This window comes from Mycolicibacterium nivoides, from assembly GCF_003855255.1.
GTDB lineage: Bacteria > Actinomycetota > Actinomycetes > Mycobacteriales > Mycobacteriaceae > Mycobacterium > Mycobacterium nivoides.
Genome location: NZ_CP034072.1, coordinates 4,623,331 through 4,647,539, shown reverse-complemented (window position 1 = coordinate 4,647,539; position 24,209 = coordinate 4,623,331). Strand labels below are relative to the sequence as shown.

General features: G+C 67.6%; 22 protein-coding genes. 13 read left to right on the top strand and 9 right to left on the bottom strand.

All coding sequences use genetic code 11. The annotated features are described in order from the left end of the window. Positions 1 to 2: 2 nt before the first annotated feature. The 7 genes from EH231_RS22575 (at position 3) to EH231_RS22545 (ending at position 8,380) form a co-directional block, all read left to right on the top strand. Positions 3 to 1,412 carry a WS/DGAT/MGAT family O-acyltransferase gene (locus EH231_RS22575; protein WP_090432739.1) on the top strand — a complete coding sequence of 470 codons (1,410 nt, stop codon included), beginning with the start codon at positions 3 to 5 and terminating at the stop codon, positions 1,410 to 1,412. A 61-nt stretch (positions 1,413 to 1,473) separates the two neighbouring features. Next, positions 1,474 to 3,279 carry a BCCT family transporter gene (locus tag EH231_RS22570; RefSeq protein WP_124713380.1) on the top strand — a complete coding sequence of 602 codons (1,806 nt, stop codon included), beginning with the start codon at positions 1,474 to 1,476 and terminating at the stop codon, positions 3,277 to 3,279. A gap of 9 nt (positions 3,280 to 3,288) precedes the next feature. Continuing rightward, positions 3,289 to 3,804: a DUF6912 family protein gene (locus tag EH231_RS22565; RefSeq protein ID WP_124713379.1), complete on the top strand. Its 516-nt coding sequence runs from the start codon at positions 3,289 to 3,291 to the stop codon at positions 3,802 to 3,804. 20 nt (positions 3,805 to 3,824) lie between these two features. Then, entirely contained in the window at positions 3,825 to 5,249 is a 1,425-nt protein-coding gene (locus tag EH231_RS22560) for a metal-dependent hydrolase family protein (RefSeq protein ID WP_090432745.1), read from the top strand. A gap of 58 nt (positions 5,250 to 5,307) precedes the next feature. Continuing rightward, the gene (locus EH231_RS22555) at positions 5,308 to 6,456 is read left to right on the top strand and encodes a ferredoxin reductase (RefSeq protein WP_124713378.1); all 1,149 of its coding nucleotides are present in this window, start codon (positions 5,308 to 5,310) and stop codon (positions 6,454 to 6,456) included. A gap of 68 nt (positions 6,457 to 6,524) precedes the next feature. Further along, positions 6,525 to 7,763 (top strand): fatty acid desaturase family protein, encoded by a 1,239-nt coding sequence (locus EH231_RS22550; RefSeq protein WP_090432749.1) that lies wholly within the window; start codon positions 6,525 to 6,527, stop codon positions 7,761 to 7,763. A gap of 194 nt (positions 7,764 to 7,957) precedes the next feature. Continuing rightward, complete coding sequence (locus tag EH231_RS22545) at positions 7,958 to 8,380, top strand: PASTA domain-containing protein (RefSeq protein WP_090432751.1); 423 nt, start codon at positions 7,958 to 7,960, stop codon at positions 8,378 to 8,380. A 9-nt stretch (positions 8,381 to 8,389) separates the two neighbouring features. Here the strand turns inward: EH231_RS22545 and EH231_RS22540 are convergent, their stop codons facing one another. From EH231_RS22540 to aroA, 3 genes are all read right to left on the bottom strand, one after another. Then, entirely contained in the window at positions 8,390 to 9,196 is an 807-nt protein-coding gene (locus EH231_RS22540; RefSeq protein ID WP_124713377.1) for an SDR family oxidoreductase, read from the bottom strand. A gap of 71 nt (positions 9,197 to 9,267) precedes the next feature. Continuing rightward, positions 9,268 to 10,248 carry a ribosome small subunit-dependent GTPase A gene (rsgA, locus tag EH231_RS22535; protein ID WP_124713376.1) on the bottom strand — a complete coding sequence of 327 codons (981 nt, stop codon included), beginning with the start codon at positions 10,246 to 10,248 and terminating at the stop codon, positions 9,268 to 9,270. A gap of 6 nt (positions 10,249 to 10,254) precedes the next feature. Further along, a complete protein-coding gene (gene aroA / locus EH231_RS22530) occupies positions 10,255 to 11,556 on the bottom strand; it encodes a 3-phosphoshikimate 1-carboxyvinyltransferase (protein ID WP_164481241.1) in 1,302 nt (433 codons plus the stop codon). A 66-nt stretch (positions 11,557 to 11,622) separates the two neighbouring features. On the opposite strand from aroA, the gene EH231_RS22525 reads away from it, so the two are divergent. The 4 genes from EH231_RS22525 to EH231_RS22510 all read left to right on the top strand — a co-directional run bounded on the left by EH231_RS22525 (position 11,623) and on the right by EH231_RS22510 (position 15,403). Beyond that, positions 11,623 to 12,414 (top strand): SOS response-associated peptidase, encoded by a 792-nt coding sequence (locus tag EH231_RS22525; protein ID WP_206429605.1) that lies wholly within the window; start codon positions 11,623 to 11,625, stop codon positions 12,412 to 12,414. Continuing rightward, positions 12,411 to 13,925 (top strand): DUF7782 domain-containing protein, encoded by a 1,515-nt coding sequence (locus tag EH231_RS22520; RefSeq protein ID WP_124713373.1) that lies wholly within the window; start codon positions 12,411 to 12,413, stop codon positions 13,923 to 13,925. The genes EH231_RS22525 and EH231_RS22520 overlap by 4 nt, the downstream gene beginning before the upstream one ends. 81 nt (positions 13,926 to 14,006) lie before the next feature. Beyond that, the gene (locus EH231_RS22515) at positions 14,007 to 14,558 is read left to right on the top strand and encodes a TetR/AcrR family transcriptional regulator (RefSeq protein ID WP_170856466.1); all 552 of its coding nucleotides are present in this window, start codon (positions 14,007 to 14,009) and stop codon (positions 14,556 to 14,558) included. Further along, entirely contained in the window at positions 14,558 to 15,403 is an 846-nt protein-coding gene (locus tag EH231_RS22510) for an enoyl-CoA hydratase/isomerase family protein (RefSeq protein ID WP_124713372.1), read from the top strand. Before EH231_RS22515 ends, EH231_RS22510 begins: the two co-directional genes overlap by 1 nt. A gap of 65 nt (positions 15,404 to 15,468) precedes the next feature. Here the strand turns inward: EH231_RS22510 and EH231_RS22505 are convergent, their stop codons facing one another. Further along, positions 15,469 to 16,257, bottom strand: coding sequence for a class I SAM-dependent methyltransferase (locus EH231_RS22505; RefSeq protein ID WP_124713371.1), 789 nt, complete (start codon positions 16,255 to 16,257; stop codon positions 15,469 to 15,471). A gap of 92 nt (positions 16,258 to 16,349) precedes the next feature. Here EH231_RS22505 and EH231_RS22500 point away from each other — a divergent pair, with 92 nt between their 5' ends. Continuing rightward, on the top strand, positions 16,350 to 17,513 hold the full coding sequence (locus EH231_RS22500; protein WP_124714357.1) for an NDMA-dependent alcohol dehydrogenase: 1,164 nt from the start codon (positions 16,350 to 16,352) through the stop codon (positions 17,511 to 17,513). Here the strand turns inward: EH231_RS22500 and EH231_RS22495 are convergent. Both EH231_RS22495 and EH231_RS22490 read right to left on the bottom strand, forming a co-directional pair. After that, positions 17,510 to 19,051: an HNH endonuclease signature motif containing protein gene (locus tag EH231_RS22495; RefSeq protein WP_241177790.1), complete on the bottom strand. Its 1,542-nt coding sequence runs from the start codon at positions 19,049 to 19,051 to the stop codon at positions 17,510 to 17,512. The genes EH231_RS22500 and EH231_RS22495 overlap by 4 nt on opposite strands. A gap of 72 nt (positions 19,052 to 19,123) precedes the next feature. Then, on the bottom strand, positions 19,124 to 19,972 hold the full coding sequence (locus tag EH231_RS22490; protein WP_090432770.1) for an SDR family oxidoreductase: 849 nt from the start codon (positions 19,970 to 19,972) through the stop codon (positions 19,124 to 19,126). A 104-nt stretch (positions 19,973 to 20,076) separates the two neighbouring features. Here EH231_RS22490 and mymT point away from each other — a divergent pair, with 104 nt between their 5' ends. Continuing rightward, on the top strand, positions 20,077 to 20,226 hold the full coding sequence (mymT, locus tag EH231_RS34405) for a copper-binding metallothionein MymT (protein WP_084621866.1): 150 nt from the start codon (positions 20,077 to 20,079) through the stop codon (positions 20,224 to 20,226). 1 nt (position 20,227) lies between these two features. Here mymT and EH231_RS22480 read toward each other — a convergent pair whose 3' ends face one another. The 3 genes from EH231_RS22480 to EH231_RS22470 all read right to left on the bottom strand — a co-directional run bounded on the left by EH231_RS22480 (position 20,228) and on the right by EH231_RS22470 (position 24,204). Continuing rightward, positions 20,228 to 20,773, bottom strand: coding sequence for a M15 family metallopeptidase (locus EH231_RS22480; RefSeq protein ID WP_164481240.1), 546 nt, complete (start codon positions 20,771 to 20,773; stop codon positions 20,228 to 20,230). 19 nt (positions 20,774 to 20,792) lie between these two features. After that, positions 20,793 to 21,713 carry a LysR family transcriptional regulator gene (locus EH231_RS22475; protein ID WP_124713370.1) on the bottom strand — a complete coding sequence of 307 codons (921 nt, stop codon included), beginning with the start codon at positions 21,711 to 21,713 and terminating at the stop codon, positions 20,793 to 20,795. A 70-nt stretch (positions 21,714 to 21,783) separates the two neighbouring features. Beyond that, the gene (locus EH231_RS22470; RefSeq protein ID WP_124713369.1) at positions 21,784 to 24,204 is read right to left on the bottom strand and encodes a CaiB/BaiF CoA-transferase family protein; all 2,421 of its coding nucleotides are present in this window, start codon (positions 24,202 to 24,204) and stop codon (positions 21,784 to 21,786) included. Between the last annotated feature and the right edge of the window lie 5 nt (positions 24,205 to 24,209).

Genomic DNA, 24,209 nt, shown 5'->3' with positions numbered 1-24,209 from the left:
GCATGGTGAACAGACTGTCGGCGTCCGACGCAGCGTTCTACCACTTGGAGAACACCGCGACGCCGATGTACGTCGGGTCTTTGTCGATCCTGCGGAAGCCGCGTGCCGGCTTGAGCTACGAGACCCTGCTGGAGACCGTCGAGCGCCGTTTACCCCAGATTCCGCGTTACCGGCAGAAGGTGCGTGAGGTGACGCTGGGCTTGGCCCGGCCGGTGTGGGTCGACGACCGGGATTTCGACATCACGTACCACATCCGGCGCTCGGCGCTGCCGTCTCCGGGCAGCGATGCGCAGCTGCACGACCTGATCGCCCGGCTCGGCTCGCGGCCGTTGGACCGGACCCGGCCGCTGTGGGAGATGTACCTGGTCGAAGGGCTGACCAAGAATCGCCTCGCGATCTACACCAAGACCCACCAGGCTCTGGTCAACGGCATGACCGCACTCGAGATCGGGCATGTGATCGTCGACCGCGCGCAGAAGCCGCCGGAGTTCGGCGAGGACATCTGGATTCCGGCCCGCGAACCCAGCGACCGCCAGTTGATGCTCGGCGCGATCGGGGAGTGGATCACCCGGCCGACCAGCCAGCTGACCGCACTGCGGGACACGGTGACCGAGGTGGCCACCAGCGCCACCGAACTGGCCGCGGTGGGCCGGCGGGTCGCCGATGTGGCGCGCACGGTGGCGCGTGGCACGGCACCGAGCAGCCCACTGAACACGACCGTCTCGCGCAACCGCAGGTTCTCGGTGGACCAGCACCGGCTGGACGACTACCGGCTGGTGCGGGCCCGCTACAACTGCGACATCAACGACGTCGTGCTGGCCGTGGTGGCCGGCGCTCTGCGCAACTGGTTGCTGTCGCGTGGGGAGCCGGTGACCCCGACCACCACTGTGCGGGCGATGGCGCCGATGTCGGTGTATCCGGACGCCGAACTGGACTCTTCGGGCCCGGGGCAGGCCATCAGCGAGGTTTCGCCGTTCCTGGTCGATCTCCCGGTCGGAGAGGGTAACCCGGTGGTGCGGCTGTCGCAGATCGCCCATGCCACCGAATCGCACTCCACCGCGGCCAGCCTGGTCGACGCGCGCACCATCGTGACGCTGTCCGGGTTCGCGCCGCCGACGTTGCACGCCATGGGTATTCGCGTGGCGACAGGGTTTTCGGCCCGGCTGTTCAATCTGTTGATCACCAACGTGCCCGGGGCCCAGAAACAGATGTACATCGCGGGCACCAAGTTGCTGGAGACCTACGCGGTGCCGCCGTTGCTGCAGAACCAGGTTCTGGCCATCGGGGTCACGTCATACGACGGCATGTTGTATTTCGGGATCAACGCCGACCGGGACGCGATGAGCGACGTCGACGTCCTGCCGAGCCTGTTCCGTGAATCTCTGGATGAGTTGCTCGAGGCCGCCAAGTAGACCTGGCAAAACGCGTGACGTGTTTGACCTGAGCTGCAATTCGCGGTCTGATGAATTGATCATGCCAGCTGAGATACGAAAAAGTAGATCTGACAAGAACACGCAAGAAGCCGACGAAACCGCAGTAAAGAAAACGCAGGGCGCGCTCAAGTCGCGCGTCACCGATGTGGTGCCGCACCATCCGGCGCTCGACATTCCGGTGGAGCAGAAGGCCTATACCCGCCGAGCCGGTGTTGACTGGGTGGTCTTCGGAGTCACCGCCGCCATCGCGCTCGCATTCCTGGTCTGGGGATTCGTCAGCACGGATTCGCTCGCCACGGCGTCGTCGAACGCGCTCAGTTGGGTGATGGCCGATGTCGGTTGGCTGTTCGTCCTGACAGCGTCCGGGTTCGTGGTCTTTGTGATCTGGCTGGCCATGAGCCGTTACGGCAACATCCCGTTGGGTCGTGACGACGATGAACCGGAGTTCCGCACGGTGTCCTGGGTGGCGATGATGTTCAGCGCCGGCATGGGCATCGGTCTGATGTTCTTCGGGGTCTCCGAGCCGCTGTCGCATTACGCATCCCCGCCACCGGGCACCGGCGAACCCGGCAATCCCGAGGCCGCGCAGACCGCGATGGCGACCACGATGTTCCACTGGACCCTGCATCCGTGGGCGATCTACGCGGTCGTCGGCCTGACCATCGCCTACGGCGTGTACCGCAAGGGCAGGTTGCAGTTGGTCAGTGCGGCGTTCGAGCCTCTGCTGGGCAAACGTGCCAACGGGCCGTGGGGCAAGGTGATCGACATGCTGGCGATCTTCGCCACGCTGTTCGGGTCGGCCGCGTCCCTGGGGCTCGGCGCGCTGCAGATCCGCAGCGGGCTGCACATCGTCGCCGGGATCGGTGAAACCGGCAATGCCATCTTGATCATCATCATCACGGTCCTGACCATCGCGTTCGTCCTGTCGGCGGTGTCAGGCGTCGCACGCGGGATTCAGTGGCTGTCCAACACCAACATGGTGCTGGCGGTGGCGATGGCCTTGTTCATCTTCCTGGTCGGTCCGACGATGTTCATGCTGAACATGATCCCGACGGCGATCGGCAGTTACGTGGGAGACCTCCCGCAGATGGCGGCCCGGACCGGCGCGGAAGGTCCCGAGGTCAGCGCCTGGCTCCAGGACTGGACCATCTTCTACTGGGCGTGGTGGATCTCCTGGACCCCGTTCGTCGGTATGTTCATCGCCCGGATCTCGCGGGGCCGCACCATCCGGCAATTCGTGACCGGGGTGCTGCTGGTGCCCAGCGTGGTGTCGCTGGTCTGGTTCTGTGTGTTCGGCGGTGCGGCCATCTTCGAGCAGCAGAACGGTGTGGACCTGGCCGGAATGGGCAGCCAGGAGCGACAGCTGTTCAGCCTGCTCGGTGAGTATCCGATCGCAACCGTCACCAGCGTCGTGGTGATGGTGCTGGTGGCCATCTTCTTCGTGTCGGGCGCCGACGCCGCGTCGATCGTGATGGGTTCGCTGTCCGAGCGCGGCACCATCAAGCCGACCCGCCCGACGGTGATCTTCTGGGGTGTCGCCACCGGTGCGGTCGCGGCGGTGATGCTGCTGGTCGGTGGTGCCGACGCCCTCAATGGTCTGCAGTCGATCACCATCATCGTCGCGGTGCCGTTCGTGCTGGTGATGATCGGTCTCGCGGTGGCACTGGTCCGCGACCTCCGGCAGGATCCGTTGGTGGTTCGTCGGCAGTACGCGGTGGAGGCGGTGAGCAGTGCCGTGGTCAGCGGTGTCATCCAGCACGGCGACGACTTCGTGATCTCGGTGGAGAAGGACCCGCAAGCCGACGAGAAACAGGCCGACGCCGAAAAGGACGCCGAAGCCGATTAATCTCGCGGTGTGCGCGTCTACATCCCGACGACTCTGGTCGCCCTGCAACAGCTTGTCGCCGACCGCCACCTGCTCGTCGTGAACGGGACCGCCTTCGCGGTCACCCCGACGCTGCGGGAGGCCTACGCCGAGGGCGACGACGACGAACTCGCCGAGGTGGCGTTGCGTGAGGCCGCACTGGCCTCGCTGCGCTTGCTCGGGGGTACGGATCTGCAGCCGGGTTCCGGCCTGCCGCCGCGCCGTGCCGTGGTGGTGGCCGATACGGGGGCCGATGTCGAAGTCACCGTGCGGCCCGACCTCGACGACGCCGTAGTGCGGTTGTCGGGGCCGTTGCCGATCGACACGGTCGTCGCGGTGTACGTCGACAACGCAGACGCGGAGCCGGCGGTGCTGGCCGCTGTCGACGCCATCGACGACGCGGATCTGGGGGACGAGGACGCCGAACTCACGGTGGGCGACGCCCAGGATCACGACCTCGCGTGGTATGCGCCGCAAGAATTGCCGTTCCTGCTCGAACTGCTCTGACCGACCAGACAAGGATCTTGATGCGCGCATTCGGGCTGTTGGCGTCGTTGGCTGTGATCCTGGCCAGTGTGTCGTGTTCGGCCGGTGACGGAGACACCTCATCGGCCGGATCTTCAGAGCCGGGCCGCCCCGCGGACTCCGCGCAGGCCCCGCCGCCTCCGGCACCTCCTGCCGACGGGGTGGCCACCACGGACTTCCGCAACGTCAAAATCTTTGACGGCCACAGTGATCGGCTGTCGGCACCGTCGAACGTGCGGGTCAAGGGCAACCGGATCGAGCGGATCTCCACCGAGGCGTTGCCGGACGAGCCGGGGGCGACGGTGATCGACGGCGGCGGCCGGACGTTGATGCCGGGCCTGATCGACAACCACTGGCACACGATGCTGGTGAGGCCGCCGGTGACACAGTTGACGACCTTGGATCCGGGGTACCTCAACCTGCTGGCCGGCGCCGAGGCCAACGACACCCTGATGCGCGGGTTCACCACGGTGCGCGATCTCGGCGGCCCGAGCTTCGGTCTCAAGCAGGCCATCGACGAAGGCGTCATCGACGGACCGCGCATCTACCCGTCCGGCGCGATCATCACGGTGACCAGCGGCCACGGTGACTTCCGTACGCCCGCGGACCTTCCGCGCAATCCGGGTGGCCCGCCGTCGCGCCAGGAGGAGCTCGGCGCCGCCATGGTCGCCGACAGCCCCGACGAGGTGCGGGTGCGCGCCCGCGAGCAGTTGTTCCAGGGCGCGTCGCAGATCAAGCTGACCGCAGGGGGCGGGGTGTCCTCCCCGCACAGCCCGCTCGACGTCACCACCTTCACCGAGTCCGAATTGCGGGCGGCCACCGAAGCCGCGGGCAACTGGGGCACGTATGTGACGGTGCATGCCTACACCCCGCAGACGATCCAGCAGGCGATCCGCGCCGGCGTCACGTGTATCGAGCACGCTCATCTGATGGACGAGGCGACGGCAAAGCAGATGGCGGACAAGAACATCTGGCTGAGCACGCAGCCGATCCCGGCCGAGATGATCGGTGCGTTCCCGCCGGGCTCCGACGAGGCCGCCAAGGCCAAGGAGATCGTCGACGGCGTCAACAACGTCTACCAGTTGGCCCGCAAGTACAAGCTCAAGACGGCCTTCGGCACGGACATCCTGTTCTCGCCGCAGCTGGCACCGAAACAGGGGGCGCTGCTGGCGGGGCTCGGCAGGTGGTTCTCGCCCGCCGAGACGTTGACGATGGCCACCGGAACCAATGCCGAACTGCTGGCGATGTCGGGCAAGCGCAACCCGTACGCCGGCAAGCTGGGTGTGGTTCAGGAGGGTGCGCTCGCGGATCTGCTGCTGGTCGACGGCGACCCGTTGGCACGGCTGGACCTGGTCGCCGATCCGGAACGAAACTTCAAAGTGATCATGAAGGACGGGAAAACTTTCAAGAACACTTTGGCTTCCTGACCTGCGACAGCCGTCGTGCGACTAGCTACGTGGCAGTAACCTACGGTACCGTAGGTTCATGGCCAAGAACGATATCAAGGTCTCGGCCAATGTGGCCGACACGCTCCGTCCCGCCGTCGCCGGCGCCGAACGGCGTCCCGCGTGGAATGTTGTCCGCCGAATCGTCGGCCAGGTGACCACCCCGCTGCTGCCCGATGACTACCTCAAACTGGCCAACCCGTTGTGGTCGGCGCGGGAGTTGCGCGGCCGGGTGGTGGAGGTTCGGCGGGAAACGGCTGACTCGGCGACGCTGGTGATCAAACCGGGCTGGGGATTCTCGTTCGACTACGAACCCGGCCAGTACGTCGGCATCGGGGTGCTGATCGACGGGCGCTGGCGCTGGCGGTCGTATTCGCTCACCTCGACACCGGAGAAGGCCTCTGCGGCTGGTGCGCGCACCATCGCGATCACGGTCAAGGCGATGCCCGAGGGGTTCTTGTCGACGCATCTGGTCGATGGTCTGCGGCCGGGGACCGTGGTGCGGTTGGCGGCCCCACAGGGCAACTTCGTCATGCCCGATCCGGCGCCCGCGACGGTGTTGTTCGTGACGGCCGGTTCGGGGATAACTCCGGTGATGTCGATGCTGCGTACCCTGGTGCGCCGCGACCAGATCACCGACATCGTGCATGTGCATTCCGCGCCAACGGAATCCGACGTGATGTTCGGCCAGGAGCTGGCCGCGCTGCACGACGAGCATCCCGGCTACCGGCTGCTGTTGCGCAGCACCCGGACCGAAGGCAGGCTGGATCTGGCGCACATCGGCGACGTAGTCCCGGATTGGCGTGAGCGTCAAGCCTGGGCATGCGGGCCGGAAGGCATGCTCGATGACGCCGAACGGGTGTGGGCGGGCGCGGGTATCGCCGACAGCCTGCACCTGGAACGGTTCGCGGTGTCGCGGGCTGCCCCGCACGGCGCCGGGGGCACGGTGACATTCGAGCGCAGCGGCAAGGAGGTCACGGTCGACGGCGCGACGCCGTTGATGGACGCGGGGGAGCAGGTCGGGATCCGGATGCCGTTCGGCTGCCGGATGGGGATCTGTCAGTCGTGTGTGGTGGGCCTGGTCGACGGGCACGTGCGCGATCTGCGCACCGGCGTCGAGCACGACCCGGGCACCCGGATCCAGACGTGTGTTTCGGCCGCTTCCGGCGACTGTGTTCTGGACGTATAAACTTTACTGGCTGGTAACCTACGGGATCGTAGGTTACGCTACCGTAGGTAATCGAGAGGAGGCTGACGATGGCAGTTACCGACGTTCCCGCATTCGCGCATCTCACCGATGCCGATATCGAGAACCTGGGCATCGAGCTCGACGCGATCCGGCAGGACATCGAAGACTCCCGCGGTGAGCGCGACGCGCGCTACATCCGCCGCACCATCGCGGCGCAGCGTGCGCTCGACGTAGCCGGCCGCGTCATGCTCGCGGCGAGCTCCAAGCGCTCCGCGTGGTGGGCGGGCACCGTAACCCTGGGCGTGGCCAAGATCATCGAGAACATGGAGATCGGCCACAACGTCATGCACGGCCAGTGGGACTGGATGAACGATCCCGAGATTCACTCCTCGTCGTGGGAGTGGGATATGAGCGGGGCGTCCAAGCACTGGCGGTTCACCCACAACTTCATGCACCACAAGTACACGAACATCCTCGGCATGGACGACGACGTGGGCTACGGCGTCATCCGCGTCACCCGGGATGCCAGGTGGAAGCCGTTCAACCTCTACGGCAACCTGCTGTTCAACACCCTCCTCGCGATCGGTTTCGAGTGGGGCGTGGGGCTGCAGCACCTGGAGCTCGGCAAGATCTTCAAGGGCCGCGACGACCGCAACGCCACGCTCGTCCGCGTGCGCGAGTTCGGCGTCAAGGCCGGGCATCAGCTGGCCAAGGACTACGTGGTGTGGCCGGCGCTGACGGCGCTGTCGCCGGGAGCGACCTTCAAGTCCACCTTGAAGGCCAATGCGGTCGCCAACGTGATCCGCAACGTGTGGGCCAACGCGGTGATCTTCTGCGGCCATTTCCCTGATGGCGCAGAGAAATTCACCAAGACCGACATGGTCGGTGAGAGCCGCGGCCAGTGGTACCTGCGGCAGATGCTGGGCAGTGCCAACTTCAACTCGGGTCCGGCGCTGGCCTTCATGAGCGGCAACCTGAGCTACCAGATCGAGCATCACCTGTTCCCGGATCTGCCGAGCAATCGGTACGCCGAGATCGCGGTCCGGGTGCGGGCGCTGTGCGCCAAGTACGACCTGCCCTACACCACGGGACCGTTCCTGGTGCAGTACGGCAAGACGTGGCGCACCATCGCCAAGTTGTCGCTGCCTGACAAGTTCCTGAAGGACACGGCCGACAACGCACCCGAGACCCGCAGCGAGCGGATGTTCACCGAGCTCGAAGGGTACGGGGTCACCGATCCCGCGACCGGGCGTCGTCGTGGCCTGAAGACGGCCATCGAGACGGTGCGAGGCTGGCGCCGCAAGTAGTTTCAACTGGGTTATCGAACGAATGTGGGCTTGTGTCCGAGGATCTGCCGAGATCTGAGAACACAAGCCCACATTCGTTCATGGCCCGATCGCCCAAATTCCAAGCAACCACCCGCCGTACTCCCAGGGTCCTCGCAGACGCCGCCAATAACCTTCTGGCTCACAGGGCGGGGACAGGCGAATCGGAGGTTGTTATGAGGAAGCTGCTCGCGGCGGCCATGGTGCTCGGCGCTTCCGCCGTCCCGGTCGGGGCGTTGGCCACCGGTGTCGCGGCGGCTGACGACTACGCCGGGCAGAAGTACTCGGATGCGCAATCGGCATTGGCTGACGCCGGGATGAAGGGTGTCGTGGCGACCCGCTCCGGCGACTCGGAGGCCGACGACGACTGCGTCGTCACCAGCTCCGAGAAGGCGCCGTGGCTCAAGGGCGACAACTTCTCGCCGGTCACCGACACCGTGCTGCTCAACCTCAACTGCAGCGCAGGCGTGGCCTCGGCCAAGACGCCGGGTAATTCGGCGGCCAGCCCAGAGGGACGCGCCGCCATCGCAGCGGCCAAGCAGCAGGCCGAGGAAGAGCAACAGCAGGCAGAGGCCGATCAGGCCAAGGCCAAGCACTGACGCTGCGCGTCACATGTTCAGCTCCCAGACCTTCGGCCAGTCCCTGCCGCGGACCGCTGCGTCGATCCCGCCGTCGACGAAGATGACCGACCCCACGAAGTAGCTCGCCTCGGGGCCCAGCAGGAATGCCACCAGTGCGGCCACCTCTTCGGGCCGCCCGCCGCGCCCGGCGGGAATGGTCTTGAGGAATTGCTCCATCCCCGCGCCGGTCAACGGGTCCTTGCGGCCCTCCTGGGTCATCGGAGTGTCGATGAGCCCCGGTGCGATCGCGTTGAGCCGGATGCCCTCGGCGATGTACTCCGCGGACTTGGTGCGGGCGTAGTACGCCAGCGCGGCCTTCGTCGCCGGGTAGGCCTGCAGTGCCGCGAAGTCGCCGTAGGTGGAGGCGACGGTGTTGGCGCCCACCTCGTCGCCGGCCAGGCACGCGTCCGCCAGCTCGGCCGGCCAATTGGGCTGAGTGGTGGTCGAATTCGAGCTGATCAGCACGACCGACGCGTTCTCGCGGTTGGCCAGAAGCGGGCGCAGGCCTTCCAGCAGCTCGATCGCGGCGAAGTAGTTGACGGCGATCAGCAGATGCGCCGGACGGCCGGTCGCGGCGGCCAGTCCGGCGAACGGGACGAAACCGTCGATACCGCCGTCAGCCAGCTCGGTGACCTTCGCGATCGCCTCGGCGCGCCCGTCCGGTGTGCTCAGGTCCACGTTCACGTCGGCATCGCGCAGGTCGACGCCGATCACCCGATGTCCGTCGGACTCCAGCCGCTTCTTGGTCGCAGCGCCGAGTCCCGAGGCGCTGCCGGTGAGAACATAAGTAGCCACAATCAGCGACCATAGCGCCGCGCGGTCGCCGAACGACGCGATGTGCCGCCCAGCGGTACGCGGGTAGGCGGTCAGCTTTCGTGCAGGACCGCCAACAGGCGGCGAGCCGCGCCGACGCGGCCGGCCGCCGGGCCGGACAACGTATCCAGGGCGCACTCCGGGTCGGCGGGCGGCCCCATGTGGCCGCAGCCGCGCGGACAGTCTTCGATGGTCTCCGCCAGATCCGAGAACGCCATGATCACGTCGTCCGGTTGGATGTGGGCCAGGCCGAACGAGCGGATCCCGGGGGTATCGATCACCCAGCCGGATCCGTCCAGCGGCAGCGCCACCGACTGGGTGGAGGTGTGCTTGCCCTTGCCCACTCCGGAAACCTCGCCCGTTGCCCGGTCTGCTTCTGGGACAAGACGATTCACCAGGGTGGACTTGCCAACCCCGGAATGGCCGAGGAGCACGGTGACCTGATCGCTCAGCAGCGGAGCGACTGCCTCCAGGGGATCTTCCCGGCCGGCGGTGACGATGGTCAGGTCCAGATCCTCGAACTGCGCGGCGAACGGCTCGGGGGCGGCCAGGTCCGACTTCGTCAGGCACAGAATGGGTTTCAGTCCACCGGCGTAGGCAGCGATCAAGGTGCGCTCGACGAATCCGGTGCGCGGGGGTGGGTCGGCCAGCGCCACCACGATCAACAGCTGATCGGCGTTGGCGACCACGACGCGTTCGGTGGGATCGGTGTCATCGGCGGTGCGGCGCAACACGGTTCGGCGCTCGCCCCGGCGCACGATGCGGGCCAGGGTATCGGGCCGCCCGGACAGGTCGCCGACGATGTCGACGTCGTCGCCGACCACGATCGGGGTGCGGCCCAGCTCGCGGGCCCGCATCGCGACCACGCGGTGATGCGGGTCGCGGTCGAGCGCACAGCCCCAGCGGCCGCGGTCGACGGTCACCACCATCGCCGACTGGGCGTCGGCGTGGTCGGGGCGGGTCTTGGTGCGCGGGCGCGAGCCTTTACCCGGCCTGATCCGGACGTCGGACTCGTCGTACTCCCGCGCTCCCAAGGTGGTTTACTTCCCCCTCGCCTGGGCGTCGCCCGCCAGCATCTGCACCCACATCAATGGGAAATCGGGAAGGGTCTTGGCGGTGGTCTCGACGTTCTCCACCTCCACACCGGGCACCCGCAGACCGATGATCGCCCCGGCAGTGGCCATCCGATGATCGGCATACGAGCGCCAGGTCCCGCCGTGCAGCGGCCGCGCCGTGATGAGCAGGCCGTCCTCGGTTTCGGCGCAATCGCCGCCGAGCCCGTTGATCTCGGTGGTCAGCGCCGCCAGCCGGTCGGTCTCGTGCCCGCGCAGATGCGCGATGCCCCGCAGCCGCGATGTCGCGCCGTCGCGGGCCAGGGCGGCCAGTGCCGCGACCGTAGGGGCCAGTTCGCCCACATCGTGCAGATCGGCGTCAAACCCGTCATAGCCTTCGGCGCCACTGACTTCCAGATGTGAATCACGCTGGTGGACAGTCGCATTCACCTTCGCGAGCAGGTCGAGGATCGTGTCGGCCGGCTGGATGCTCACCGTCGGCCAGCCGGCGATCCGCACCGTTCCGCCGGTGACGATCGCGGCAGCCAGAAACGGCGTGGAGTTGGACAGATCCGGTTCGATGTTCCAGTCCCGTGCGGCGACGGGGCCGGGGGACACCCGCCAGCGATTGGGGACCGAGTCGTCGACCTGCACGCCGGCGTCGCGCAGCATCGCCACCGTCATCGCCACATGCGGGGCAGAGGGCACCGAGGTGCCGGTGTGCACGATGGTGAGCCCGTCGGCGAATGTCGCACCGGACAGCAACAGCCCGGAGACGAACTGGGACGAACCCGACGCGTCGATCTCGACCGTGCCGCCGGCCACGGTGCCCCGGCCCCGCACCGCGAACGGCAGCGCGTCACCGTCGACATCCACGCCCAGGCCGCGCAACGCGTCGAGCAGCGGGGCGATGGGCCGGGACCGGGCCTGCTCGTCCCCGTCGAACGTCACCGAGGTGGTACTCAGCGCGGCGACCGGCGGTACGAACCGCAGCACCGTGCCGGCCAGCCCGCAGTCGATCCGGGCATCGGCCGCCGGCGCGATACCGCCGCTGACCGTCAACTCGGTGTCGTCGTGTTCGGCCGGTTGCACGGTGACGCCCAAGCCGCGGATGGCGTCGATCATCAGATCGGTGTCGCGGCTGCGCAACGCGCCCCGGACCGTCGAGGGGCCCTGCGGGGTGGCCAGCGCGGCCAGCACGAGCGCGCGGTTGGTCAGAGACTTCGAACCGGGCACCGTCACCGTGGCATCGACCGGGGTTGTCGCCGACGGCGCCGGCCAATGCTCCAATTGCTCCTGACGTCCGCTCACGCTCTACATCCTGCCTTGTCCGCGGACTCTGCAACCATGGGCACTATGTGTGGACGTTTCGCGGTGACCACCGATCCGGCGCTGCTGGCGCAGAAAATCCAGGCCATCGACGAGAGCGCGTCGAGCACGGCGAGCTCTGGGGACAAGGATGTCGCGGGCGGCAACTCCGCCCCGAACTACAACGTGGCACCCACCACGACCATCAGCAGCGTCGTCAAACGGCACGCCGAACCCGAGGACGAGTCGACGCGCCGGGTCCGCTCGATGCGCTGGGGACTGATCCCGCCGTGGGTGAAAACCGCCGAGGGCGGCGGCCCGGACACCAAGGGCCCGCTGTTGATCAATGCGCGCGCCGAGAAGGTCACCACGTCGCCGGCATTCCGCAACTCCGCGAAGAACAAGCGCTGCCTGATCCCGATGGACGGCTGGTACGAGTGGAAACCGAATCCCGGTGGCGACGGAAAGAAGACTGCCAAGACCCCGTTCTACATGTACGGCGCCGACGGTGAGCTGCTGTTCATGGCCGGACTGTGGACCACGTGGCGCCCCCAGGGTGCGCCGAAGGACGCCCCGCCGCTGCTCAGTTGCACCATCATCACCACCGACGCCGCGGGCCCGCTCGCCGAGATCCACGACCGGATGCCGCTGACCATCAGCGCGCCGGACTGGGACCGCTGGATGGATCCCGACGCCCCGATCGACGAGGGCCTGCTGCGCGGTCATGGCGATCTGGACCGGATCGCGGTCCGCGAGGTGTCGCGCTTGGTCAACAGCGTCCGCAACAACGGCCCGGAGCTCATCGAGCCGGCCGAACCCGAAGAGATGGGGCTGTTTTGAGCGGGACTGGGGGAGGCGTCGACGCTGGCCTTGTCGATGCGATCGGTGCCGACCTTCGTTCGGCCGGTTTCACCACCGACGGCGTGGCCGAACTCCTGGGCGCCGATGCCAACGCCGCGCTGAGCCGGGGTGTGTGGTGGCCGGCCCTGCGGGCGACCCACGCCGCGCCGGCCGGTCGTCAGCGGCTGGGTGTGTTGGTGCGTCTGCTGCTGTTGGGCACCGGGGAAACACCGCAGCTGGTCGAGGCGGCGTTCCCGTCGACAGACCTACGGACGCTGGCCGCCAACGGGGTTCTCGAGTTCGACGGTGACAAGGTGCGGGCTGCCCTGGACATCCGCCCGCACAGTGACGGGGTCCGCGACTTCTACGTGGTGTCCGATCAGGACGCCGCCGTGCGGCGCGGGCCGTTGCGCCACGATCATGTGCTGGGTATCGGCGGGGCATCGGTGTCACTGGCCCGTGCGGTCACGCGTAATCCCGTCGGCCGCGCGCTCGATCTCGGCACCGGATGCGGTATCCAGGCTCTGCATCTGAACGCGCACTGCGACGAGATCGTCGCGACCGACACCAACGAGCGGGCGCTGGCATTGGCCGCGATGACCGCGCGGCTGGGCGGCATGTCGTGGGATCTGCGGCACGGCAGCCTGTTCGAGCCGGTGGCCGGTGAGCGTTTCGACCTGATCGTGTCGAACCCGCCGTTCGTGGTGGGCTCCGGTTCGCGTGACTACATCTACCGCGACTCAGGTCTTGCCGGGGATGCGTTGTGCCAGAGCCTCATCGAGCAGGTCGGCGATCATCTGTCGCCGGGCGGCACCGCGCACATCATGGCCAACTGGATCGTGCGGGACGGTAAAGAAGGCCAGACCTGGCGCCAACGTGTTTCTGGCTGGCTGGCCGGCACCGGCCTGCACGCCTGGGTGGTGCAGCGGGAACTGGCCGACCCGGTCAGCTATGTGTCGCTGTGGCTGGCCGATGCCGGCGAGGATCTCGAACGGCAGGCGCAGCGGGGCGGGCAATGGCTCGACTGGTTCACCGAGCAGGGCATCGCCGGTATCGGCATGGGCATGATCTCGCTGCGGGTCCCGCGTGACGGGGAACGGCCCGAGCAGATCCTCGAGGAGATCACCGGCGCCGACGAGGCGCTCACCGGCCCGGAGGTGGACGCGTTCTTCGCCCGGCGGGCCTACCTGCGCGACACCACCGACGACGCGCTGCTGGCGGCCCGGCTGTCCACGGCGCCGGTTTTCCTGGAGGAGCAGTCGCTCCCCGGACCAGAGGGCTGGCAGGAGGTCGGGGCCGCGGTGCGCCGCCCGGGCGGCCCGGCCGCGGTGATCGGGGTCGACGAGGTGCTGCGGGCGCTGCTGGCCGGTTGTCGCGGCGAGGTGCCGCTGGGCACGTTGATCGAGCTGCTCGCCGCCCATCACGGGGTGGATTCCGATGCCCTGGCGCAGGCCGCGCTGCCAGAGGTCCGTGAGGCGATCGGTCGCGGAATCCTCTACCAGGCGGAGTGACGGGGTTCTAGAGAATTCCTCGGTTTTGCTAGAGTATTTCTCGTGCCGCCGTCCAGGGCCCGAGGTGCGCGAGACCGATTGATATCGGTTGCGCGTCGACGTTTCGCGGCCGAGGGGACAATCGCCCCGACGCTGGATGAGGTGCGGCGTGAGGCCGAGGTGAGCGTCGGATCGCTCTACCATCACTTCCCCGACAAGCCCGCATTGGCGGCGGCGGTCTACGCACAGCTCATGGCCGAGTACCAGGTGGGTTTCCTGGCCATGCTGCGCGAACAGGCCACCGCCGAAGACGGGATCCGTGGCGGTGTCCGCAACCATCTGAACTGGGTGGCGGCCCACCGCGGTGAGGCGGCTCTTCTGCTGGGCGATCGGCTGGACAGCCCGGAGCTGCGCGTTGCCAACCAGAACTTCTTCGCGACCATCCGGGACTGGTGGCGCCCGCACCACGCCTACGGGGCGCTGGTGGACATGCGGCCGGGTATCACGGCCGCCCTGTGGCTCGGTCCCGCACAGGAGTACGCCCGCTACTGGGTAGCCGGCGATACCGCCGACATGGACAGCGACGTCGTCGAGACATTCGCCGATGCGGCATGGAAAGCACTGCAGGCCAGACCAGTTGAGGAGGTCTCGTGATGGACAAGCCCTTGTATCGCAGCATGGTGGCCGACGGGGACGACCCGGACGCTCCACAACGGGTTCTCGTCGACCGCGGCGGTGATCGCGCGGTGGTGACTCTCGATGAACCCGACCGGCTGAACGTACTGTCCGCACCACTGGTCCGGCAGTTGCGCCGGGCTCTGGAAGATCTGGCTGCCGACAACGACATTCGCGCCGTGGTGCTGACGGGCGCCGATCCGGGCTTCAGCGCGGGCGGCGACCTGCGCATGATGCGGGCAGCCATCGAGAGCCGGTATGAGGGGGAGGGCACCGCGGACGTATGGCGCTGGATACGGCGTGAATTCGGTGGCATCGCCCGGCTCATCGCGGGTTCGGACACCATCTTCGTGGCCGCCCTCAACGGACCCGCGGCCGGCGTCGGGCTGGCCTGGGCGCTCACCTGCGATCTGACCATCGCCAGTGAGAAGGCAGTCATAGTGCCCGCCTTCGCGCGTCTCGGATTGATCCCGGAGGTCGGCACCAGCTGGGCGCTGACTCGGCGGCTCGGCTATCAGGGCGCGCTTGCCTACTACCTCAAAGGTGAGCACATCGACGCCGAAACCGCGCAGCGGCTGGGGCTGGTGCACGAGGTCGTCGCCCACGAGAAGCTGCTCGAAACCGCAGATGTGTGGTGCTCGCGAGTCGCTGCGCTGCCGCCGCACGCGGTCGCGATGGCCAAACCCCTGTTGCGCGCAGCGGCCGATGCCAGTTGGAACGATGCGCTCACGCTCGAGGAGTTCGCCGAACCGACCTGCTTCACCACCGCGTCCTTCGCCGACAGTGTCGAGACCATGTTGTCCGGCGGGACGCGTCCGAGCTAGGCCCTCCGTTGTCGTTCCCGTGCGTCGCGCAGGCGGCCGAGAGTTTCTTTGTCATGCAGCATGTTTCATGCCTTGCGGCGCGCGGTGACCACGGCATACGGTGCGTCGAAGGACACCCGGCCCTCATCGTCGGCCTGTGCGCCCAGCGCGACGGTGAACGCGTCGAGCAGACGGCCCCGCATCGGCTCGTCCAGCCGACTCAGCAGGTCCACATGCATCGGTGATTCGTCTGCGATGAAGCGGGCCGCGGACTCGACGGAGTCGAATTGCCAGGTATGTGAACCGGTCTCGAATTGCACATCGTCGAACCCGGCGGCGAGCCGAGACCGCACGACGTCGAGGTCGCCCCACTGATCAGGCGAATACACAGCGGCCGGCGGCCGGCCCAGGGTCTCGACGATCGGGGTGAAGAACGGGTTGCCCGCCTCATCGCGGACCCAGGTGGAGAACGCGAACACCCCGCCCGGGGTCAGCAGCCGGGTGACCTCGGCGACCAGGCTCGTGGGCTCGACGAAGATGATGCCCATGTTCGACACCACCGTGCTGAACCCGCCGTCGGGCAGGCCGGTGTGCGCGGCGTCGGCGACCACCCACTGCACCGCGTCAGCACCGGGCCGCTCGGCGGCGATGGCGATCAACTCGGCGGTGAGATCCACGCCGGTGACCTGGGCGCCGGCTTCTGCGGCTGCCAGCGCCGCGCTTCCGGTACCGCAGGCCAGGTCGACGACCGCGGTGTCACGCACCGGCCGTAATCCATCTGCTGCGCCGACGACCTCATCGGCGATGACTGCGATGCGTTCGGCGACGGCCTGGTAGCGGCCGGCGGCCCAGTTGGTGACTTGTGGGTCAGGCATGCAGACGAGCCTAGATGGGGTATGCGGATACGCTGTCGTTCCCCGGGCGGCGGGCGGATGCTGAGTGAATGACCGAGCCGCATACAAAGCCGATGACGTGCCGGGCCGCAGTCTTGCGTGGCGTCGGCCAGGACTGGGAGATTACCGACGTCACGCTCGATCCACCCCGTGAGGGTGAGGTCCTGGTGAAGATGGCGGCGTCGGGGATCTGCCATACCGACGACCATTTCGCGTCCGGGGACAGCGTCCCGTCCCCGGAGTTCGTGGCAATGATGGAGGCCAACGGGATTGCGGTGCCCGATTTCTTTCCCCTCATCGGCGGCCACGAGGGCGCCGGCGTGGTCGCGGAGGTCGGGCCCGGTGTTCGATCTCTGAAACCTGGTGATCGGGTGGGAGTTTCATGGATTCCGTCGTGCGGAACGTGCCGGTTCTGCGCGTCCGGCCTGACGTATCTGTGTGACCAGGGCGCCGCGATATACGCCAAGGAGATGGTCACCGACGGCACGGTGCGCCGTCACGTCGGCGACGAAATACCCATGGCCATTGCCCAACTCGGCACCTTTGCCGAATACATCGTCAGCCCCGAACGATCGCTGATCCCTATCGATGACGAGATCCCGTTCCACGCCGCGTCGCTGGTGTCGTGCGGGGTCACGACGGGCTGGGGGTCAGCCACGGTGTCGGCAGGCACGGAACCCGGCGACACCGTCGTCGTGATCGGCACCGGCGGCGTCGGCATGAACGCCCTGCAAGGTGCTCGTGCGGTCGGTGCCGGGAACGTGGTGGGTGTGGATCCGGTCGAGTTCAAGCGCGATGCGGCACCGTCATTCGGTGCGACCCACACCGTCGAATCGGTCGAGGCCGCCATCCCGCTGGTACAGGAGTTGACCCGCGGTGTGATGGCCGATCGGGTAATCATCACCGCCGGCGTCGTGCACGTCGATCTGCTCGCTCCGGCGATGATGCTGACCCGCAAGGGGGGGACCTGCGTGCTCACCGGCCTGGTCCCGAATGGCGAGGTGATGGTACCCCTGGTGCTCGCCGAGATGACCTTGTCGCACAAGCGGCTTCAGGGTGCGCTCTACGGCGGCATGAACCCGCGCGCGAGCATGCCCATGCTGCTGGACATGTACCGCAACGGCCACCTGAAGCTCGATGAACTGGTGACCCGGCGGTATCGCCTCGATCAGATCAACGACGCGATCACCGACATGCGCGAGGGACGCAACATCCGCGGGGTGATCGAGTTCGACTAGTACGGAGGGGGTTTGTCGAGCTCGGCGTTGAGTCGGCGTTCGGTGTTGATGCGTTGGGTGCGGGATTGTTGGCGCGTGCGTTGACGGACCGGCATTCTCATGTGCCGGTCGACGGTGGGCGTGGGGGTCGACTTCGCGGGTGGAGACGGAGTGTGGCTGGTCCTGCCGGGGAACAGAATCTGGCTGAAGGGTGTGGTCTGGTAGGTGTGTCCGGTCGGCGCGGTCCAGGTGTGGCTGCCGTCAGGGTGTTGAACATCGGCCCAGCCGTTTTCGCCGGTCTCAAAGGTCTTGATCAGGTGGTGGGTTCGGCATTTCGGTCCGAGGTTGCCGGGGTGGGTGGCTCCGGCAGGCCAGGGAGTGGTGTGGTCGAGGTCGCAATTGTGGGCTGCTACTCCGCAGCCGGGGAACATGCACACGAGGTCGCGCATTTGGACGAACGTGGCCAGCTTTGTCGAGGGCCGGTAGTGCGGTTGGGCGGTGAGGTCCTCGGGGTGGGTGACGTGTTTGACGGTGGCGCCGGTGGCGATCAGTTCGGCGAGCAGAGGCACGGGCACGACCCCGCCGCCGAGAATGACTGCGGGACTCCCGGATACGGCTGGTGTGCGATCGGCGGGGTAGTCGCTGGGGTCGGGTCTGCCGTGGATGCGTGGGTCCCGGGGTAGTTGTGCCGGGCCCGCGGGTGTCTGGGCCTCCTCATCGCTGTGGGCGCTGGTGGCGGACTCGGGCAGTACTTCCGCGAGGAGGTGGATCACCACAGCGCGGGAGCGGGGGTCGATGCCGGTGGCTTCGCAGTCGGGGGTGCCGCATTGGCAGGTGAGGTGATCGGCTCCGGCGCCGATGGCGCCCAGTGCGTCGGAGCGGCGTTGCCCGATGGTGCGCGGGTCGTTGTCGCACACTCCTCGGGTCATGGTGTTGAGCAGGTTTTTGATCAGGGCCGCGTCGGTGGCCAGCAGCCGTCCCCAGATGGAGACGGTGCCGTTGGGATCGTCAGGGTCGCCGAAGTGGATGTCACGCTCGCGGGCGGCGGTACGGGTTTTCCGCACGGCGGCGGGGTCGAACTTCTCCACCCATACGTCGATGGCTTGTTCGGCTTTGGTCGCGGTCAGCGCACCGTAGGTGGTGGCGGCGCCGGCCAGGGCGGTGTCGATCAGTGCCAATGCGTCATCGTCGGTGACGAGCTGGGTGCGCCAGGTGATGGTGGAGACGACTTTCGCCGAGATGTCTCCGCGGGCGAAGACGGCGGCGACTTTGGGGAGCCGTTCGCGCAATGCCTGGGCGATGCGCATCTGGGCGGACGCGGCGCCGCGACTGAGGTTGCAGGCCGCGCTGACAGCGGCGGTCGCGGTTTCCCAGCCGTCGATCGTCCGGTGGGCGGACGCGTCGTCTTCGTCGTCGCAGTGGCGGGCCACGATCTCGGCGATGACGGCCAGCCGCCCGGCGGCCTCGACCGCTTCGGCGCGGGTGCGGTGCTCGACAGCATCGATCAGCGCGGCGTCGGTGAGTTCACCGAGCGCCTGCCGATCGAGCAATTCGAACACATGTTCGATTATAGTCGTGAACCTGCACGCCAGCAACGTTTTTCAGGTGGTCGCTGAAGGCGCCGCGCCTGGCTACGGCTGAACGTATCCCGGCGGGTTCGGGGTGTCCACCCACAGGTCCACGCCAAGGTCCGACCCGGGCACGCAGTCGTACACGGACAGATCGGTCACGCCGTTGTCGAGCAGCACGTCCTCACAGAGCAGGCTCTGCCCGGTGTACTCCCGCGCCGGCTTGTTGAAGATCGTGTAGGCGGCATCGGCGTAGACGTCGGGCTTGCGGGCCCGGCCCATCGCCTCGTCACCGCCGAGCAGGTTCTGCACCGCTGCGGTGGCCACCAGGGTCCGCGGCCACAGCGTGTTCGAAGCGATCCCGGCCTCGCGCATCTCTTCGGCGATACCCAACGCACACAACGTCATTCCGAACTTCGCCATCATGTAGGCGGTCGGCTTGAGCCACTCGGACTCCAGCCGGATCGGCGGGGACAGGGTGAGGATGTGCGGGTTCTCACGGCCCTTCATGTGCGGGATACACGCCTGCGACACCGCGTAGGTGCCGCGGATCTGGATGCCGTTCATCAGGTCGAAGCGCTTGAGCGGCACTTCCTCGATCGAGCCGAGGTTGATGGCCGAGGCATTGTTGACGCAGAGGTCGATGCCGCCGAACTGCTCGACGGCCTTGGCGACCGCGGCTGCCACCGAGTCGCCGTCGCGGACGTCACCGACGATCGGCAGGGCCTGCCCGCCGGCCTCCTCGATCTCCTTGGCGGCGGTGTAGACGGTGCCTTCGAGCTTCGGATGGGGCTCGGCCGTCTTGGCGACCAGCGCGATGTTGGCGCCGTCGGCAGCGGCCTTCTTGGCGATGGCCAGGCCGATACCGCGGCTGGCGCCGGAGATGAACATGGTCTTCCCGGACAGAGTCATAGACACACGATATGCGACCGATTTGTATTGATTTCGCCGGTTCACCGCACGGAAAGCGAGGACGATGGGACCAGCCCGCCGGCCGCCGACAAATTGGAGGAGACATGAGCGTTGTCCCGGCAGGGACGGTGCTGACCTGTGCTCACCAGGGGTGTGGGTGCCGGATCCGCGTCGAGACCGAGTGCCATTGCGAAGGCCCGGAAAGCAGCTACAAGTGCACGTGCGGCGCCGATATGGTGCCGGTCACCGAATAGGTCAGCCCGCGGCGTTGGGCTGCAGCGGGGGACAGTTGCCCGCCGGGTCGGCGACGAGTTCGAAATGCCACAACTCGTTGGCATAGATCTGGCACAGCCCGAAGCGCGCACCGTTGGCGATCAACCAGTGATCGGCCTGCGGACCGCCGACGTCGACAGCCTCACCGGTCACATGCCGGGACGCAGTCGGCGTCTGGACGTATTGGCGTGCGGCCGCGAGGCTGCCGTACGTCTGCACCCCCTGGTCGAGCAGCGCCTGCTGGAATTCGGCCGACCGCCACCCCGAGTTGATCGTCATGGTCACGCCGTCGGCAGCCGCGGCATTGGCGGCGTTCTGGATGGCGGCCAGCAGCCGCGGATCCAGCCGGCCGATCGCCGGGTTCTGCACGTCGAACGGGGTCAGGACCTGCCCGTCTGCCAGTGAGCCGTCGCCTTGGGTCATCGGGACGGTGTCGTCGACGAGACGGACCTGCGGTGCGGGTGCCGACGTGCCGAGCAGGGCCGCCAGTGCGGCGACGCTCGAGACCACACTTGCCCCCACCATCATCGGCATCACCGGGACCACATTACTGCGCCCGCGCACGGGTCAATACCACCGCCAATTCAGCCACTATCGCCTCGATCTCCGCCGGGTTCTTCAGCCGATCGGGCACCCAGGCCAACGCGATCCGGGCCGGTGACCAGGTGCTCTCGTCGATGGGCACCAGCGTGAAATCCGGCGGGGAGAAGATCTTGCCGATCAACGATTCGGGTGCATAGGGCACCAGCGCGACGAGGTGTCGGTTGGACACCTGGGCGGCCATCTCCAGTTCGCCGCCGAACTGGTTGGTGGTGCGCACGATGCGGGTCACGCCACGAGCGTTGAGCGCACGGGTCAGGCCGGCCAGCATGACGGGATTGGGCCGGGCGAAGTCGATCACGACGTCGCGATCACGCAGTTCCTCGATCGACACCAGATCCTTGGCGGCCAGCGGATCGTCGAAACGCACCGCCACCCCGCCCTGGAAGGTGGCCACCACGCGGTACTGCAGCCGTTTGTCGGAGGTGGGCAGATGGATCAGCCCGAGGTCGAGGTGCCCGGACACCAGCTTGGCCGTCACCTCCGCGGCCGAGCCGGGGACGCTGAATTCGGTCGGCACTGCCAGGCCGGCGACGGCGGTCTCGACCTGTGCCACGAAATCCGACGGTGCATAGGCCGTTGCCCCCACCCGGATCGTCGCTGCTCCCTCGGTGAGCCGGACGGCGGTGGCCTTCAATTCGTCGACCTGGCGCAGGATCTCACGGGCGGGACCGAGCAGTTTGGCACCCAGCGGCGTCAGGCGGACCTCGTGGTAGTTGCGCTCGAAGAGCTGCCCGCCGAGCTCCTTCTCCAGCAGCTTGATCTGCTTGCTCAGCGGCGGCGGCGTGATCATCAGCCGGTCGGCGGCGCGCTTGAAGTGCAGTTCCTCGGCGACCGCCACGAAATAGGAGAGTCTGGTGAAGTCCATGCGGTCATTTCCGGCTGTGCGAGGGCGGTATTCGACGGGGTGTGATCCACGAATCGTACGAGACGCGTGATCAGCGTCCCGCCGCTTGCACGGTCTGTGGAACTTCGAGGACCCCCGCGGCGATCAGGTCATCGATCGCGGCGTCGTCCATACCGAGCAATTCGGCGGCGATCTCGCGGGTGTGCTCACCGAGCAGCGGTGCCTGAAGCAGTGGCGGATCGGCGATGCGATCCGAATGGATCTGCACGTTCTCCATCGTGAACGGCTCGTCGGCGTGCGGGTGCAGTTCCTCGCGGAAGGCGCGGCGCTGCACGTAGTAGTCCCAGTCGGCGACCTCGGCGGCACGCAGAGCGGCACCGGCCGGAACACCGGCCGCCTGCAGCAGATCCATCGCCTCGGTCGCCGGGCGCTGTGACGTCCAGGCACGCACGGCCTCGTCGACGCGGACGCGGTGGACATCCCGTCCGGTCCGGGTCGCCAGCTGTGCATCGGCGCCGAGATCCGGACGGTCGATCACCTCGCACAGCGCGTGCCAATCGGCGTCGTCGCGCACCGTCACGGCGAGCCACCGGTCCTCGCCTGCGGCCGGGAACAGCCCCCATGGCGCATCGTGGACCGGGCGGATCGAGGCTTCGTGCCCGCGCCGCACCAGGACCTCGGCCGCGATCTCGCCCGCCAGGTGGCTGAGCATCACCTCCGATTGCGCGACGCTGACCGAGCCGCCGGCACCTGTGCGTTCACGGCGCAGCAGCAGGGCCAGCGCGCCCAGTGCACCGATCCGGGCGGCCACGTGATCGGGGTAGACGGTGACCGTGTCGCAGAACGATTCCGGTTCGCCGGGGTACACCCACAGGTCCGTGAACCCCGCTGCCGCCCGCACCAGCGGGCCGTAACCCATCCGCTTCGCCCACGGCCCGGTGGGCCCGAACGCCGAACTGTCGACCACCACGATGCCCGGATTCACCTCTCGCAAGCTCCGGAAGTCCATTCCCAGCGTGTCGGCCACGCCCGGTTTGAAGTTGGTCAGCACGACATCGGACTGGGCGACCAGCCTGTGCGCCAGAGCCCGGCCCTGCGGTGTCCGCAGGTCGATGCCGATCGAGCGCTTGTTGCGGTGGCCGGCGGCGTAGGTCTGCGACATCGAGGCCAGATTGCCGCGCAGACCGTCCGGGAACGCCGAGTTCTCGATCTTGATGACGTCGGCGCCGAGATCGCCGAACAGTCGTCCGGTGTCGGACCCGACAACGATCACGCCGAGGTCCAGCACGCGCACACCTTCCAGCGGAAGGCCCTCGTCGCGTCGTCGACGACCGCTGAGCAGCGGTGCGACATCGATGCGGCGGGGGTGGCCGCCCCTTGGGTGTTCGGACGCGTTCAGCGGGTTGGCCCGGTGCCCGTCGATCGCGATGACACCCGCCGGCACCGGTGCCGACATTCCGGGGGACAGGTCGACCTCGTGGAAGTACCCGCGGCTCTCGACCTGTTCGGTGCCCAGGGTTTCGGCCAGGGTCAGCACCGCCGCTGTCGGCACCCCGTGCCGCTGGCCGGCGACCTCCAGCTCGGCCCGGGTCTGCCCGGCGCAGAAGCGCCCGATCTCAGACATCAGCTCCGGCGAGCTGAACCGCACCCGTAGCCGGTCGAACGACGGATCGGCGAACTGAACGGGGCGGCCCATCCACTCGAACATGCCGTGCCACTGGCGTTTTGCCAGCAGACAGATCCGCACGTGCCCGTCCTTGCACGCGATGATCGGGTACCGCAGGCGTTCGGCGTTCCAGTCGCGTCTCTGCGCGCTCAATGCCACGCCGGCCGAGGCCGTGCCTGCCGTCCCGTACGGCGGATCGAGAGTCTGCATGGCCCCGTCGAGGATCGAGAAGTCGATGAAATCGCCGTCACCGGTGCGCAATCGGTCCAGGTACACGCTCATGGTCAATACCGCGGCCTGCGCCGCCGCCACGTGATAGGGCAGTTGCGCGGCGGGCGGCACCAGGGGCTCGCGTCCCGGGATGCCCGAGCGGGACAGCTCACTGGTGAGTGCGTGCAGCACCGGGGTGGTGGCGTGCCAGCCGCGGTAGCTGGTGTCCCGGCCGAAATCGCTGATGGACAGGATCACCAGGCCCGGGTGTTCAGCGTGAATGTTGCGTGCCGCCAGGGCTTTTTCGGCGTCCGAGCCGGGCCGGGTGTCCTCGATCAGGATGTCGGCCCCGGCCAGCAGTTGCACCCATCGGCCTTGGTCGTCTCGGGTCGAAAGATCGACGACGACGGTGTCCACTCCGTGTCGGTTGATCGCGACGCCCACCGATTCGGGATCGACTCCGGCGCCCTCGGCGATGGGGCCTGCGGGTTCGTCGGTGACGCCCGGCAGGTGCACCTGGGTCACCGCGGCGCCGAGGTCGGCCAGCAGGCGTCCCACCGCCGTCATCGGGCCGCGCGACAGGTCGAGGATGCGAACCTCGGCCAATGGTGGGTCGTAGCCGTCGGGGTTGGCCATCGGTG

Excerpts from the sequence above, each read along its gene's own strand:
- EH231_RS22575 (WP_090432739.1), top strand. The coding sequence starts at position 3 with ATGGTGAACAGACTGTCGGCGTCCGACGCAGCGTTCTACCACTTGGAG.
- EH231_RS22570 (WP_124713380.1), top strand. The coding sequence starts at position 1,474 with ATGCCAGCTGAGATACGAAAAAGTAGATCTGACAAGAACACGCAAGAA.
- EH231_RS22560 (WP_090432745.1), top strand. The coding sequence starts at position 3,825 with ATGCGCGCATTCGGGCTGTTGGCGTCGTTGGCTGTGATCCTGGCCAGT.
- EH231_RS22555 (WP_124713378.1), top strand. The coding sequence starts at position 5,308 with ATGGCCAAGAACGATATCAAGGTCTCGGCCAATGTGGCCGACACGCTC.
- EH231_RS22550 (WP_090432749.1), top strand. The coding sequence starts at position 6,525 with ATGGCAGTTACCGACGTTCCCGCATTCGCGCATCTCACCGATGCCGAT.
- EH231_RS22545 (WP_090432751.1), top strand. The coding sequence starts at position 7,958 with ATGAGGAAGCTGCTCGCGGCGGCCATGGTGCTCGGCGCTTCCGCCGTC.
- EH231_RS22525 (WP_206429605.1), top strand. The coding sequence starts at position 11,623 with ATGTGTGGACGTTTCGCGGTGACCACCGATCCGGCGCTGCTGGCGCAG.
- EH231_RS22510 (WP_124713372.1), top strand. The coding sequence starts at position 14,558 with ATGGACAAGCCCTTGTATCGCAGCATGGTGGCCGACGGGGACGACCCG.
- EH231_RS22505 (WP_124713371.1), bottom strand. The coding sequence starts at position 16,257 with ATGCCTGACCCACAAGTCACCAACTGGGCCGCCGGCCGCTACCAGGCC.
- EH231_RS22500 (WP_124714357.1), top strand. The coding sequence starts at position 16,350 with ATGACGTGCCGGGCCGCAGTCTTGCGTGGCGTCGGCCAGGACTGGGAG.
- EH231_RS22490 (WP_090432770.1), bottom strand. The coding sequence starts at position 19,972 with ATGACTCTGTCCGGGAAGACCATGTTCATCTCCGGCGCCAGCCGCGGT.
- mymT (WP_084621866.1), top strand. The coding sequence starts at position 20,077 with ATGAGCGTTGTCCCGGCAGGGACGGTGCTGACCTGTGCTCACCAGGGG.
- EH231_RS22480 (WP_164481240.1), bottom strand. The coding sequence starts at position 20,773 with ATGATGGTGGGGGCAAGTGTGGTCTCGAGCGTCGCCGCACTGGCGGCC.
- EH231_RS22475 (WP_124713370.1), bottom strand. The coding sequence starts at position 21,713 with ATGGACTTCACCAGACTCTCCTATTTCGTGGCGGTCGCCGAGGAACTG.
- EH231_RS22470 (WP_124713369.1), bottom strand. The coding sequence starts at position 24,204 with ATGGCCAACCCCGACGGCTACGACCCACCATTGGCCGAGGTTCGCATC.